Origin of the sequence: Olsenella sp. HMSC062G07 (genome assembly GCF_001811895.1) — a bacterium.
Lineage (GTDB): Bacteria > Actinomycetota > Coriobacteriia > Coriobacteriales > Atopobiaceae > Olsenella_F > Olsenella_F massiliensis.
The window spans coordinates 590,745-604,614 of sequence record NZ_KV806951.1 but is presented as its reverse complement, the minus strand read 5'-3'; the positions used below and the strand labels follow the sequence as shown (position 1 = coordinate 604,614).

Here is a 13,870-nt window from a genome sequence, read left to right as displayed (position 1 = left end):
ATGCGAAATGCCGGGACGGACGCTACGCGCTCCGCAGACCCCGCGCAGGCGCCCCTCCCCTCTCATGGGTAGAATGGACGAGACAGCCAGACCCCGACAGCGCGCGGACGACGCGCTGGCTTCATTGGGTTCATCCAGGAGAGGAACGTTCATGCCAGACATCGACAAGGAGGCCCTGCGCCGCGAGGTTGACGCGGCGCTCGGCCACAATCGCGCGGCCGGACAGGCGCAGCAGGGCCCGCAGCGCTTCGTCCCCGGGCCAGGAACGACCATCAAGCACGTCATCGGCGTCGTCTCCGGCAAGGGGGGCGTCGGCAAGTCACTCGTGACGGGCGCCCTGGCCGTGAGCCTCTCTCGCACGGGAAGGAAGGTCGGCATTCTCGACGCCGACATCACCGGCCCCTCCGTGCCTAGGATGTTCGGCATGGGCGGCCGGCATGCCCGCGCCGTCAACGAGAGAATCGTGCCCCTCGTCTCGAAGGGCGGCATCAAGGTCATGAGCACCAACCTCGTGCTCGAGAACGAGACCGACCCCGTGCTGTGGCGTGGCCCCATGCTGATGGGCGCCCTGCGCCAGTTCTTTGAGGACACCGACTGGGGCGAGATCGACTACCTGCTCGTGGACATGCCCCCCGGAACGGGCGACGTGGCGCTCACCGTGTTCCAGAGCCTCCCCGTAGAGGGCATCGTCATCGTCAGCTCCCCCCAGGACCTCGTCCAGATGGTCGTGGGCAAGGCGCTCAACATGGCCGCGATGATGGACGTCCCCGTGGTGGGTCTCGTGGAGAACATGAGCTGGCTCTCCTGCCCCCACTGCGGCGGGCGCGTCGAGCCCTTTGGCCCCAGTCGCCTTGCCGAGACGGCCGAGCACATAGGCATCGCCGCCCTGGACGAGCTGCCCATCGACCCCGCGCTCGCCGCCGCCTGCGACGCCGGCACCTTTGAGAAGGCCCTGCCGGAGGGTTTCGTGGCGAAGGCGATCGATCAGATCCTGGCCCACGAAGAGCTGGAGGGATAGGGCCCGATGGCGCCATCGAGCAGAACGGGCGCGCGGAGGTCGTCGCGCGCGGCGCGGCGCGAGGAGCTGCTGCGCGCGGCGGCGCGGGTGGAGGTCCCGTCGTCCGTGGACGTCTGCGTCGTGGGCGGCGGGGCCTCGGGCCTCGTTGCGGCCGTCTGCGCCGCAGAGGCCGGCGCCGGCGTGCTCGTGGCGGACGCCGCGCCCGAGTGCGGCAGGACCATCCTCGCCACGGGCAACGGGCGTTGCAACTTTTCCAACGTGTCGCTCGACCTCAGGCGCTACAACGACCCCGCCTTCGTGGGGGCCGTCTTCGGCGAGAGGCCCCTCGACGACATCCTCGGCTTCTTCAGGGACTGCGGCCTGCGCTGGGGTCTGGAGGAGGACCGCCTGTACCCCCGCTCGCGACGGGCCGCGAGCGTCCGCAACGTGCTCCTGGCGCGCCTGGCGCGCTCGGGGGCGGTCGTGGCGGCCGCCCGCGCGGCCCTGGGGGCGCGCCGGGAGCCCGACCGCACCCTGCTGCGCCTCTCGGGGGTGCCCGAGCACGGCCTCGACGCGCGCCTTTCGTGCCGCTCCCTGGTCATCGCCTGCGGGGGCGCCACCCAGCCCTGGCTCGGGGACCTAGGGCTGGCGACGCGTGCCGCGCATCCCGCGCTCTGCCCCGTCGCCTGCGAGCGAGACCCCCTTCTCGCGCTGGACGGCCTGCGCGCGCCCGTCGCCCTGTCCCTCGTGAGCCGGCGGTCAGGCCTGCCCCGGTGGCGCGAGCGCGGCGAGGTCCTCGTGCGCCCCTACGGCATCTCGGGCATCGTGAGCCTCAACCTGTCGCGACGGGCCGCCGCAGGGGACACGGTGCTCATCGACCTTGCGCCCGACCTCTCGTCATCGGAGCTGCGACGGCTGGTGGACCCGCGGGCGCACGGACGCGCCGCGCGGGGGGGTCTGGACGGCGTCCTCGACCCCGAGCTCGCCGCCCTTCTGGAGAGGCGCGCCAAGGGCGACGTGGAGCAGCTCCTTGCGCTGGCGAAGTCCTATCCCCTGGTCGTGCGCGGCCTCGCCGACCAGGGACATGCCCAGGTGTCGTCGGGCGGCCTCGTCACCGGGCAGTTTGCGCCCGACACGCTCGAGGCGCGAGAGCTTCCGGGCGTCTTTGCCTGCGGCGAGGCGCTTGACGTGGACGCCGACTGCGGGGGGTTCAACCTGTCCTGGGCCTGGAAGAGCGGCATGGTGGCGGGTGCGGCGGCAGCCGCTCGCGCGTTGGGGCGCTCCCGGTCGCACGCGAGCGGTGAGGAGGAGGGCCGATGATCGACGTCTCCAACGTGCGCGTGGAGCTCGGATCCCTCGACGGCAGCGAGGAGTCCGAGCGGGCCGCCCTCCGGCGGACGGTGTCGCGCAAGCTGCACCTCACCCCGGACGACCTGGCGTCCCTGGAGCCGCGCAGGCGCTCCGTGGACGCTCGCAGGAAGGCTCAGCATGACGTCCACCTGCTCTTTACCGTGCGCGTGCGTCTGCGCGACGGCGCCAACGCCGAGCAGGAGCTGTTGAGGCGGCTGGCCCGCCGTCAGGGACACGACGTGCGGCTTGCCAATGACAGACCGCTGCGGGCGCCTCGCGCGCCGCGCGGCGGGCTCACGACGCGCCCCGTGGTCGTAGGGGCGGGCTGCGCGGGGCTCTTCTGCGCGCTCACCCTTGCCGAAGCGGGCCTTGAGCCCCTGCTCGTTGAGCAGGGCTATGAGGCCGACCGCCGTGGCAGGGACGTGCGACGCTTCGTTGAGACGGGCGAGCTCGACCCCCGGAGCAACATCCAGTTTGGGCTGGGCGGCGCCGGGGCCTTCTCGGACGGCAAGCTGGGAACCGGCACCAAGAGCGTCGCTCACGGGCTCATACTCCAGGCGCTCGTCGACGCGGGGGCCCCGCACCAGATCCTCTGGGACGCCAAGCCTCACGTTGGCAGCGACGTGCTGCCCCGGGTGGTGACCCGGCTCTGCGAGCGAATCCGGCAGGCCGGCGGCGAGGTGCGTTTTGGATGCAGGCTCACCGAGCTTTCGCTGGCCGGCGGCCGGGTGACGGCGGTCACGCTCGAGACCGTCTCGCCGACGGGAGACGTCGCCAGGGAGCGGGTCCTCGCGAACGACGTGGTACTGGCCTGCGGCCATTCCGCCCGCGACGTGTTCTCGCTCCTTAAGGAGCGGGGCGTGGCGCTCGAGCGCAAGACCTTCGCCATGGGCGTGCGCATCGAGCACGAGCAGCGCATGGTGGACCTGGCGCAGTACGGCCCCTGCGCCGGGCATCCCGCCCTGGGGGCCGCACCGTACAAGCTGGTCTCCAAGGCGGGCGCGCGGCGCGCGGCCTTCTCGTTCTGCATGTGCCCGGGCGGATTCGTGGTGGCCGCGGCCAGCGAGCCTGGCGGCGTGGTCACCAACGGCATGAGCCTGAGCGACCGCGCGGGACGCAACGCCAACGCCGGCCTGCTCGCCAACGTCTTTCCCGACGATCTCGCGGGCGACGACGTCCTGGCGGGCGTGGCGCTCCAGAGGCGCTGCGAGCGGGCCGCCTTCGAGGCGGGGGGCGGCGGCTACGTGGCGCCCGCCCAGCTGGTGGGCGACTTCCTTGACGGCGTGGCGTCAAGCGCCGGCGCCGAGGTGCGGCCCACCTATCCGCGCGGCGTCGCCTGGGGCAGCGTCGAGGGCTGCCTGCCGGCGTACGTGACGCAGGCGCTGCGCGCCGCCATACCCCAGATGGACCGGCAGCTGCGCGGGTTCGCCAGCCGAGGCGCCGTGCTCACGGGTGTCGAGACGCGCTCGAGCTCGCCGGTGCGCGTGACGAGGGGCCCTGACCTGCAGTCCGTCTCGACGAGAGGGCTCTGGCCCTGCGGGGAGGGCGCGGGCTACGCGGGCGGCATCATGAGCGCGGCGACCGACGGCATACGCGTCGCCCGGGCGCTCGCGGAGGGCCTGGGACGCTAGGAGGGCATCCGGGACGAGCCTCGCGGCGGGCGGGGCGCCCGGACGGCAAGAGGACCGGAGGACCCGCATGAACAAGGTGTTTCTGAGCATCGACGAGCAGATCGCGCTGCTGAGGTCTCGCGGCGTCGCCTGTGACGAGCGGGCGGCGGACATCCTGACCCGCGAGGGCTACTACGCCATCGTCAACGGCTACAAGGGACCCTTCCTCAACGAGGGCGCCCAGGTCGAGAAGGATCACTTTGCGCCCGGCACCACTCTGGAAGACCTCTATGCCCTCTGCCGCTTTGACCGCGAGCTGCGCGGCCTCACCTTCAAGCAGATCATGCACGTGGAGACCCTCCTGCGCTCCGTCATCTCGCTGAGCTTCTGCGAGTGCCATCGCAGGCCCAACGCCTATCTCGACCGCAACAGCTACACGAGCGAGCGCCATTACCTGCGCGGCGCCGGCGAGTACCAGAAGGACCTTGACTGGCTCATGAACACGCTGTCGCGCTACGCCCATGCCCAGGCGGGGCAGGACAACGTCCGTGTGACCTGGTACCAGACGCACTATGACGCCATTCCCCTGTGGGTCATCTTCTCGGACCTGACCTTTGGCAACCTGCGCTACTTCTACGCCCTCATGCGCAAGGCGGAGCAGCAGGCCGTGTGCGAGCGCATCATGCAGTCGAGCGGGCGGGGCGCCAAGGAGCGCCTGCACCTGACGCCGCGGGGCGTCTACGCTGACCTGATGTGCCTGGTGGACGTCAGAAACGCCTGCGCGCACGAGGAGCGACTCTACTCGACGCGATTCGGCCAGGCCGCCACGATAAGCTTCACCGACGTCCTACGCGTCGTCCGGCGCTATCTGACCAAGGACGAGACCCGCCAGTTTGGCATGGAGCTCGTGCGCATGATGGACGAGTTCTCCCAGGGGCAGGCGTCTCTCTCGCGCATCCTGAGCACGAGCGGCATCAGGGAGGCGGCCCGGGAGCTCAGGGGATAGCGCGGACGCAGCCAGACGTCAGGCGGCGGGCACCGGACGCGTCATCGACGCCCAACGACCCGCCCGCGCGACGCGCGACTAGCGCAGCGCCTCGATGAGCCGGGCAAGCTCGACGTCCTGCCCCATGCCCGTGAGGAAGGCCACGCCGTTGATGGTGGGGACGTCGTAGCTCCTGTCGTCCCTGACCACCGCCACGTAGGCGTCGGCGCCCTCAAGGGCCGCGTCGAGCTCGGCCATGGAGACGGCGCGGATCTCGGCCTTCACGCCGCGCTCGGCCAACAGGCCCTCGATCCTCTTTGCCACCGCATGCGACGTGGCCACGCCGGCCCCGCAGGCGACTACGACCTTTGCCATGCTGCACTCCCCCAACGACGCGTTTTCAACGAGACGGACGGCGCGAGGCCGCCTCTCCTGAGTATACCAGCCGGAACGCTCAGACCCCAGGCGGGCAACGGGACGGGTGGCGAGGCGGCGCGTCACTCGCCGTGAACGACGGCCTCGATCCCCTCCGCCTCAAGCGCGTCCACGACGTCCGCGACGTCGGAGCTGCCCAGCTGGGGCACGCCCGCCATGGCGTAGCCTCGCCCGGACGACGCGTACTTCGCCTCGCCAAGCTGATGGAAGGGCAAAACGTCCGCGCGCGAGATCCCCAGGCCCCTGATGCGCTCGGCGTTGGCCCTCGCGTTTGCTAGCCCCCGCGTGAAGCCCGGCACGATGGGCAGGCGTGCGACCACCGCGGCGCCCAGGCCCAGGACCGCACGCAGGTTCGCGTCACGCAGCCCCACGTCGAGGCCGAGCACCGCCATGCTGCGACCGGGCGAGGCTATCTTGAAGTCCACGAGAAGGAGGTCGCAGGCGGCCACGAGACGCTCGGGGTCGGCCAGGGGGACCGCGAGGGTCGTTTCGACCGCCGTATGGACGCCCCGGCGATGGGCCTCCTCGAGCACGGCGAGGGAGAACTCCTGGTTACGTCCCGCCAGGCACTCTCCGCCTGACAACGTAATGCCGCCGCCCGACTCGTCAAAGAAGGTTCTGTCACGCACCAGCTCGTCCACGAGCTCGCGCACGTCACGCTCCCTGCCCACCATCTCCTTGGCGCCGGTGGGACACTCGCTGGCAGGGCGCGGGCAGTCGATGAGGCCGTTGCCGCCCGGCGCCATGGCGCAGTGTATGCACAGCCGCGACTTCCAGGACGGCTCGGGCTCAAACGAGAGGTTCTCGGGATTGCAGCACCAGGGACAGCGAAAGGGACAGCCCTTGAGAAAGGCAACCGTCCTGATGCCGCCCCCGTCGTGCAGCGAGAAGCGCTGCACGTTGGTGACGATGCCCGCAAGCTCGCCCTCGTCCATGACCCCCCTCCCCTCTTTGGGCCCTACAGCTCGTGTTCCGTGCGGTTGATGATGTCGTTCTGGATCTGCGGGCTCAGCTCCACGAACATCGCCGAGTAGCCGGCCACGCGCACCACGAGGTCACGATGGTTCTGGGGATGCCGCTGCGCGTCAAGCAGCGTCGCCTTGTCAACCACGTTAAACTGAATGTGCTGGACGTCAAGCCTGCAGAACGCCCGCAGATACGCCATGAGCTTGCGCAGGCCGGCCTCCCCCGCCAGCGTGCTCGGCGAGAACTTGACGTTGAGGAGCGAGCCGTTGGAGTCTCTCCAGTTGTCCAGCTTCGCGACGCTCAGGAGGCTGGCGGTGGGGCCGCTCTTGTCACGTCCCACCATGGGCGAGAGGCCGCCGTCGGCGAGCTGCTCGCCCGCATGGCGTCCGTCGGGCGTGGCGCCGACCGCCTCGCCCAGGGGTATGTGGGCGCTCACCGTGTACGACCCCGGCTGGAAGGTGCCGCCGCGAGGGTTCTCGTAGGTCTCCACCTGCCTGCCATAGTGGCGCAAAAAGCGGGCGCCCAGATGGTCGACCTCGTCTATGTCGTTGCCGTACTTGGGATAGCGGTGCATGAGGCGCTGGCGAAGCTCCTCGTCTCCCTCGCCTGACCAGTTGCGCCGAAGGACCTCGAGCAGCTGGGCATACCCCAGGCTCCCCTCCTCGAAGACGGCCTTCTTCATGACCGCGAGAGAGTCGGCAAGGTTGGCGGTTCCCACGCCCTGGACCCCGGAGGGGTTGTAGCGCGCGCCGCCCGCCGTGATGTCCGCACCCGTCTCGAGCGCGTCGTGCACGAACGTGGACAGAAGCGGCGTGGGACTCGTCGCGCGATGGGCGAGGTCGCAGGCGTTGCACCCCTTGACCATGAGGGCCACGTAGCGATCGATGGTGCGCTCGACCTCCTGGCACAGGTCATCAAAGCTCGTAAAGCCCTCGGGGTGCTCGCGCAGCGTGATCTCGAAGCACTTCATCATGTTGAACATGCTGATGTCGTGCAGGCCGTACATGCGCCCGGGAATGGAGAGCTCCACGCAGCCGACGACGGCGTAGTCGCGCGCGTCATCGACGCTCACGCCGCGGTTCGTGAAGGCGCGAACGTTGACCTCGTCGTTGAAGCACTGGGGAGTGCCGTCGCCCAGGCGGATGACCTCCGCGGCCTTGTGCAGGAGCGAGTCGGGCGTGGTCGGGTGCACGCGCAGAGACAGGTTGGGCTGGGGCAGGCGCGTGTCGTGCTGCAGGTCGAGAAGGAGCTCCGAGAGCTCGTTGGACGCGTCGCCCCCCTGGGCGTCCAGGCCGCCCACCACGAGGTTGTAGCCCGTCGGAAACCCGCCGAAGAACTTGGCGCTCTCGGTGGACCTCAGGAAGACCACCGTATTGCACTTGAGGTAGAAGCACTGGAGGAGCTCGCGGACGGCGGCGTCGGAGACGCCCCGCTCCACGGTCGCCCGCCAGTAGGGCAGCAGGTAGCGGTCCATGCGCCCCAGAGAGATGGAGCTGGCGTTGCTCTCGTGCTGCAGCGCCACGCAGAAGATCCAGACGAGTTGCAGGGCGTCATAGAGGTCGCGCGCGGGCCTCGTGGCGACGTGATCCAGGACCTCGGCGATCCGCTCGAGCTCGCCTCGACGCACGTCGTCGGTCACGACGTCGGCGGCCTTGGCCCGCACCTCCCGCCCCAGGCGACCCACGTAGGCGACGAGAGCCTCGGCGCAGATGAGGGCGGCCTGGTAGAAGAGGTTGTCCGGGGACGCACAGGCGCGCTCGGCAAGCTCGCGACAGATGTCGCCGAGGCCGCGGCTCAGGAGCATCTCGTAGTCGGGAATGATGTGGCCCTGCCCCTTGTCGGTCTGGGCGACGGCAAAGACCTTGTCCCTCTCGGCGGACTCCACCTCGGCCGGGCGATGGGCCCTGTACCAGTCATTGAGCGACCTGCCGCTCCAGTACGGCGCCAGGACCTCGCGATAGAACGCCTTGTCGTGTTCGCTGACGTCAAAGCGGTCTTGGGGACGCTCGGCAAAGCGGTCGAGCTCGTCCAGAATCCAGTAGGGGCTCATCTCGGGCGAGACGACGCCGGCGCGCGGCGTGGCCGTCCTGTTGCCAACCAGCAGGTCATCGTCATCGATGACGATGACGTGCCGCTCGAGCAGATGCCGAAAGGCCTTGGCACGACGCAGGATGGCCGGCTCTCCCTCGGTCTTCTGGTAGCTCTCCATGTACAGCGTGGCCCGCTCAAGATCCACCTGGCGACGTTGGGTGACGAGCCGGTCCTTGATTCGTTGGGTGCGAGCCGTGAGCATGGGCCTCTCCCTCTGTGCCTCCCGCATATGACAACGACGGGATTTCCTGATAAGTACCAATATGTTATCCCGATTGATATTGTTCGTACCGTATTTCATCAAAAAATAATATCAAACAATATACGTGAACGAAGCATGCCTGGGCTCGCCCCTACGATTGGGGCTTAGCCCCACGAACGCTCGCCTGGCGTCAGGGCCTGCGCCGTTGCCTCCTTGGAATCACGAGGGCGGCAGATTCGCGTGGGAACTTCCTGAGGAAGGGCAGGAGTGAGGGACAGGAGGCCCACCGACGGCGCTTCCCCTGTATCATGGGGCTTGACCGGCAGCGGGTTGACAGATCGTGAGGGGCCACATGTTCAAGGCGGAACGACTGGACGCCATCCTTGAGGAAGTCACGTTGGAGGGGCGCGTCACCACGACGGCGCTCGCCAAACGCTTCGGCGTGAGCGAGGACAGCATACGCAAGGACCTGCAGGGGCTAGGTGCGCAGGGCAAGCTCCAGCGGGTCTATGGGGGCGCCGTCAGCATCGACACCGAGCAACCCAGCCGCACCGTGACATCCCGACTCGACTGCCACCGCCCCCAGAAGCTCGAGATTGCCCAGAAGGCCTATGACCTTATCGAGGACGGGCAGACCATCTTCCTTGACATCTCCTCGACGAACCTGTTTCTGGCGGACCTCCTCGCCCAGGGCGACAAGAGGGTCATCGTCATCTCGAACATGCTCGACGTCGTGAAGAAGGTCGCGGCGGGCAGGAACATCGAGGCCCAGTGCCCCGGCGGCAAGGTGAACCTCGAGCTCTCCGGCTTCGTGGGGGCCTCGACGGCCCGCATGCTTGGCAAGCTGCGCTTTGACATCTCCTTCCTGGGGACGCTCGAGATGAACATCGAGGAGGACTGCGCCTCGACCTTTGACATGGAAGACGGCACCATCAAGCAGACCGTGCTCGAGAACTCTCGCAGGTCATATCTCGTGGCGGACTCCCACAAGTTCAACAAGCGGGGCGAGTATCGCTACGCCAGGCTCAGCGACTTCACCGGCATCATCACCGACGGGGAGGACGCGGCGCACCGTCAGGCGGCGGCCGCCCTTGGCATCGAGGTCATCTGACACCAGACCCGCATCGCCAAGGGGGCCGTCTCGTACGCCACGGCTGACCCCGGAAGGCTCATCCCCGTCAACGTCATCGCCTGCGTTCGGTACCTGCGGCATCAAGATGCCGGGGCGTCGCCGCGCGTCTCGCGTCACGATGCGCCCATCTCTGCCGCAGCCTGAGGCTCCGGTGGCATGAGGGATAGCTAAATAGTATTGATTATTGTTTAATCTTCTTACGCTCCATTTGTCGAAAAAACAATAATTAATCTTGAAGTATCAGTAACTTATCGATAGTATCGCGCTTAAATGATATCAATTGATTATGAACAATAGAATTCAGTCAATTTGCTAGAACCTGCAAAGGCCCCTGAGGCGGAAGGAAGCGGCGATGGAGCTCATTGATGAGGGATTGGTCCACCTGGACGTGGAGGCCAGCACGAAGGAGGAGGTCATCTCCCTGCTGGCCGACTCCCTGGATTGTGAAGGCAGGCTTGAGGACCGCGACCAGTACGTCCTGGACGTCCTCGACCGCGAGAAGGAGTTCAGCACCTCTATCGGGTTTGGCGTCGCGACGCCCCATGCCAAGGCAGACAGCGTGAGGGTCGCGTCGCTCGGCTTTGCGCGCCTTGCCCGTCCCCTGCTCTGGGGCGAGGACAAGGTGAGCATGGTATTCCAGATCGCCGTCCCCCTCGCCGAGGCGGGAGAGCGTCATCTGCAGATTCTTGCATCCATCTCGCGGCGTCTCATTCATGAGGACTTCTGTACGCGCCTGGCGGCGGCAAAGACCGCGAAGGAGGTGCTGGAACTTCTGGCCGAGTGAGTGTGCGTCAAGCCTCTCGGCCACACGACACACCCACAAGCGAGCGTCAGCAAAGCGCCCAAAAGGGCAATACCATCAGAAAGGCGAGGTCATGAGTAGTAACGCGAGCGTCTTCAAGGACATGAGGCAGCACCTCATGAACGGCGTGTCCCACATGATTCCGGTCGTGGTGACGGGAGGCATCCTCTTTGCCTTCGCCACCATGCTCTCCATGAGCACCGTCACGACCGAGGGCGCCGTCACGGCGTCCAACCCCGTCATCGACCTCTTCAAGCAGGTCGGCGGTATCGGCCTGGGACTCATGGTTCCCGTCCTGGCCGCCTTCATCGCCAACTCCATCGCAGATCGTCCCGGCATCGCGCCCGGCATCATCTGCGGGCAGCTCGCCGTCAACGTCGGCTCCGGCTTCATCGGCGGCATCATCGCGGGCGTCCTCGCGGGCATCGTCGCCGAGCAGATCAAGCGCATCAAGCTTCCTCAGTCCATGCAGTCGCTGATGCCCATCCTCATCATCCCGATTCTCACCACCCTGATAGTGGGCGCCATCACCCTCTATGTCATCGGCGGCCCCTGCGCATGGCTGCTGAGCACCCTCACCACCTGGCTCACGGGCATGAGCGGCACGGGCGCCATACTGATCGGTGCCATCACGGGCGCCATGATCGGTTTTGATTTGGGTGGCCCCGTCAACAAGGTCGCCTACTCCACGGGCGTCGCCATCGTCGGCACCGAGGTGGCGGCAGGCGCCAACTGCGCGTTCTTTGGGCCCATCGCACTCGCCATCTGCCTTCCCCCCATCGCCCTGGGCATCGAGTCCTACCTCCTCAGGGGCAAGTTCTCCGACGAGGAGCGCGACGCCGGGATCGGCGCCATCATCATGGGCGCCTGCGGCATCACCGAAGGAGCCATCTCGTACACCACGGCTGACCCCGGAAGGCTCATCCCCATCAACGTCATCGCCTGCGCCGCCGCCGGAGGCATCGCCGGCGCCCTCGGCGTGTACTGCAACGCTGCCTGGGGCGGACTTGTGGTGCTTCCCGTCACGTCTGCCCTCACCTACCTCATTGCCCTCGCGGTCGGCATCGCCATCCATGCCGGGCTTGTCTCCCTTCTGAAGAAGGACTACGTCAAGCCCGAGAAGGTTGACGCGAGCGACGAGGACGTCGATTTTGAGATCGAGTTCTAGTACGAGTCACACGGCGGTCGGAGGGGCCGTTACCGGGCCTTCCGCAACCATCTGGATATTGAGAGGACCATTTCATGAAGATTCTCGCCGTCACCGCATGCCCATCCGGGGTCGCGCACACATACATGTCTGCAGAGGCGATCAAGGTGGCCTGCAAGAAGGCCGGCATCGACTGCAAGGTCGAGACGCAGGGGTCCATCGGCATCGAGGACGAGATTGGTCCCGATGACCTCAAAGGTGCCGATGCGGTCATCCTGACCACAGACATGCCCATCAAGAACGTCGAGCGCTTTGAGGGTCTTCCCAAGGTCAAGGTCCGCGCCGGCGTCGCCATCAAGCAGGCGGACGCCCTCATCGCCAAGGTGAGCGCGGCGCTGAAGAATCGCGCGTAGGGGCGTCTCCCTTCACGAAGGTCTCCCCTTCACGACGGAGCGACCGAAGAACGGTTTCATCCGCAGGGCAGACGCGAGTCGCTCAAAGCGATGGTCATCCATTCGAAGCGTCAGGGGGTCAGGCGAGCTTTCTTGCTTGACCCCGTCTTCTGTCGCTGGCGCGTCTCAGGTCATCCGCCCGCTTTGCGAGACCCAGCGAGGCAGCCTTCTTCTCACGTCGACGTTTCGCATGCAAGAGGCGCGAGGCACGCCAAAGCCCTCGAGAAGCCTAAGCATGTAGTCAAGGTCCCGTGCCTGCTGGTACGAGAACCTCATGACCTCAAGCCGTCGCGAGAGCCTTGACTCCCTCAGGCGCTCGGCCGTCATCGTTTGTATGGCGTGCTCGCTCGCGGACGTGGCCCCCTCGGACTTCTCGACATCTTCTGCGAGGTACTTGCCCCAGCCGTCCAGCTCCCCGGCGACGCTACGACCGCCGGGGAGGTCCCAGAGGAAGTCGACGCGGAACATGCCGCCCTCGATCTCGTTGGGGACCTCCACCTGCAGCTCAGGAATCTGGTATCCCAGCTCGATCATTGCGGCGCGGGCACAGGACTCTCCGCCGTTCTCGGACCTCCCGTCAGCAAATGAGAGGGTCACCTTGGCCTGATTCAGATTGTCGCTCCCGCCCCAGAGCTCTAGCGCCTCTCGCAGGTCTCCCCTACCGGACCCGCTCATCCTGAGATAGGAGTCGGCAATCGCAAGTCCCCTGGAAAAGGGCAGGTAGCGCATGCAGTCAAAGGCCGTGCGCGCGACGGAGGTCACGGGTATTCCTCCCACGCGCGTCGGCCGTTCATGTGGGAGCCAATGCCAGACCAGCGACTCGCTCGAGGAGCGCCCCACGTTGGGACAGCTCGCGTGAATCCGGTTGAGATAGGCGTAGGAAATCTCGAGCCCATGCACGACAGCGGCCGTCGGTCCACAAAACACCCAGTTTGGATGGGCGTCAGAGAGGCTTCTTGCCAGATGAAGCACCCGCGCCTTCGGTCCCAAGCCAGCCCAGTACTCACTGCCTGCATAGAGCCCGCGAAAAACGCGTGTCACGAATCCCCTCCTACAAAGCTGACAAAGGCAGTCACGCATGGACCTCGATTCAGACCTCAGGCAGCGCAGACGCTTGTTAGCTTCTCGCAATTGGCCCAGGCATTCCTCCTGGCCCCTTGTGAGAAGGCGCGTATCGACCTCGCGGGTGGGCGGTCCGCTCAAGCTCTGAGTTGAAGTCGTTCCCACAGTGACCCTCCTCGCCTGATTGTGCATGTCGAAGTGGTGAGTCGATGACTCAATCTTGGGCGACAAGACTTGCAGCGTGCTAGCCCAATGCTGGCGGGAGGATGCGAATTGAGCCTAATCCACATGAAGACGCTGGTCACCGACGGTACCTGCGGGAGGTTTCGCGCATTGATGGCGATGTGTGCCCAGGAAACCCCCATACATTTTGAGGATGGGAGATTGTTTTTTAGTCTTGGAACATCGGAGGGTATTCCTATAGGCTCGCGGATGACGCGCGCGGGTTCCTATAGGTTTGAGGGCCCCGCATGTGGATTCCTATAGGTTTGAGGGCCTCTCCCGTGCAGAGCTATAGGCTTGAGGAAAAAGGGGAATTCCCACCTGGGCAAACGCCGTGGTGATTCCTCAAGCCTATAGGTCTGTCTCCTCCGGCCTCTCAAACGTATAGGTATGCGCCTCCGGCCTCTCAAACCTATA

General features: G+C 66.5%; 12 protein-coding genes. 8 read left to right on the top strand and 4 right to left on the bottom strand.

The annotated features are described in order from the left end of the window. Positions 1 to 151 precede the first annotated feature (151 nt). The 4 genes from HMPREF2826_RS05875 to HMPREF2826_RS05860 all read left to right on the top strand — a co-directional run bounded on the left by HMPREF2826_RS05875 (position 152) and on the right by HMPREF2826_RS05860 (position 4,963). A complete protein-coding gene (locus HMPREF2826_RS05875; protein ID WP_070640077.1) occupies positions 152 to 1,018 on the top strand; it encodes an Mrp/NBP35 family ATP-binding protein in 867 nt (288 codons plus the stop codon). A gap of 6 nt (positions 1,019 to 1,024) precedes the next feature. Then, a complete protein-coding gene (locus tag HMPREF2826_RS05870; protein WP_070640075.1) occupies positions 1,025 to 2,317 on the top strand; it encodes an aminoacetone oxidase family FAD-binding enzyme in 1,293 nt (430 codons plus the stop codon). Next, the gene (locus tag HMPREF2826_RS05865; protein ID WP_070640072.1) at positions 2,314 to 3,978 is read left to right on the top strand and encodes an NAD(P)/FAD-dependent oxidoreductase; all 1,665 of its coding nucleotides are present in this window, start codon (positions 2,314 to 2,316) and stop codon (positions 3,976 to 3,978) included. Before HMPREF2826_RS05870 ends, HMPREF2826_RS05865 begins: the two co-directional genes overlap by 4 nt. 67 nt (positions 3,979 to 4,045) lie before the next feature. Continuing rightward, positions 4,046 to 4,963, top strand: coding sequence for an Abi family protein (locus HMPREF2826_RS05860; protein ID WP_070640069.1), 918 nt, complete (start codon positions 4,046 to 4,048; stop codon positions 4,961 to 4,963). Positions 4,964 to 5,041: 78 nt separating this feature from the next. Here HMPREF2826_RS05860 and HMPREF2826_RS05855 read toward each other — a convergent pair whose 3' ends face one another. The 3 genes from HMPREF2826_RS05855 to HMPREF2826_RS05845 all read right to left on the bottom strand — a co-directional run bounded on the left by HMPREF2826_RS05855 (position 5,042) and on the right by HMPREF2826_RS05845 (position 8,636). Beyond that, a complete protein-coding gene (locus HMPREF2826_RS05855) occupies positions 5,042 to 5,317 on the bottom strand; it encodes a PTS sugar transporter subunit IIB (RefSeq protein WP_058269885.1) in 276 nt (91 codons plus the stop codon). Positions 5,318 to 5,439: 122 nt separating this feature from the next. Further along, positions 5,440 to 6,312, bottom strand: a complete 873-nt coding sequence (locus tag HMPREF2826_RS05850; protein WP_070640065.1) for a 4Fe-4S cluster-binding domain-containing protein — start codon at positions 6,310 to 6,312, stop codon at positions 5,440 to 5,442. A 23-nt stretch (positions 6,313 to 6,335) separates the two neighbouring features. Further along, positions 6,336 to 8,636 carry a formate C-acetyltransferase/glycerol dehydratase family glycyl radical enzyme gene (locus HMPREF2826_RS05845; RefSeq protein ID WP_070640062.1) on the bottom strand — a complete coding sequence of 767 codons (2,301 nt, stop codon included), beginning with the start codon at positions 8,634 to 8,636 and terminating at the stop codon, positions 6,336 to 6,338. A 352-nt stretch (positions 8,637 to 8,988) separates the two neighbouring features. On the opposite strand from HMPREF2826_RS05845, the gene HMPREF2826_RS05840 reads away from it, so the two are divergent. The 4 genes from HMPREF2826_RS05840 (at position 8,989) to HMPREF2826_RS05825 (ending at position 12,130) form a co-directional block, all read left to right on the top strand. Next, a complete protein-coding gene (locus tag HMPREF2826_RS05840; RefSeq protein WP_070640059.1) occupies positions 8,989 to 9,747 on the top strand; it encodes a DeoR/GlpR family DNA-binding transcription regulator in 759 nt (252 codons plus the stop codon). A 373-nt stretch (positions 9,748 to 10,120) separates the two neighbouring features. Then, complete coding sequence (locus HMPREF2826_RS05835; RefSeq protein WP_070640056.1) at positions 10,121 to 10,552, top strand: PTS sugar transporter subunit IIA; 432 nt, start codon at positions 10,121 to 10,123, stop codon at positions 10,550 to 10,552. Positions 10,553 to 10,643: 91 nt separating this feature from the next. Continuing rightward, entirely contained in the window at positions 10,644 to 11,738 is a 1,095-nt protein-coding gene (locus HMPREF2826_RS05830; protein ID WP_070640054.1) for a PTS fructose transporter subunit IIC, read from the top strand. Between the two features lie 74 nt (positions 11,739 to 11,812). Next, positions 11,813 to 12,130, top strand: a complete 318-nt coding sequence (locus tag HMPREF2826_RS05825; RefSeq protein WP_070640050.1) for a PTS fructose transporter subunit IIB — start codon at positions 11,813 to 11,815, stop codon at positions 12,128 to 12,130. Between the two features lie 165 nt (positions 12,131 to 12,295). Here HMPREF2826_RS05825 and HMPREF2826_RS05820 read toward each other — a convergent pair whose 3' ends face one another. Then, positions 12,296 to 13,210, bottom strand: a complete 915-nt coding sequence (locus HMPREF2826_RS05820) for a hypothetical protein (protein WP_148138344.1) — start codon at positions 13,208 to 13,210, stop codon at positions 12,296 to 12,298. Positions 13,211 to 13,870 lie beyond the last annotated feature (660 nt).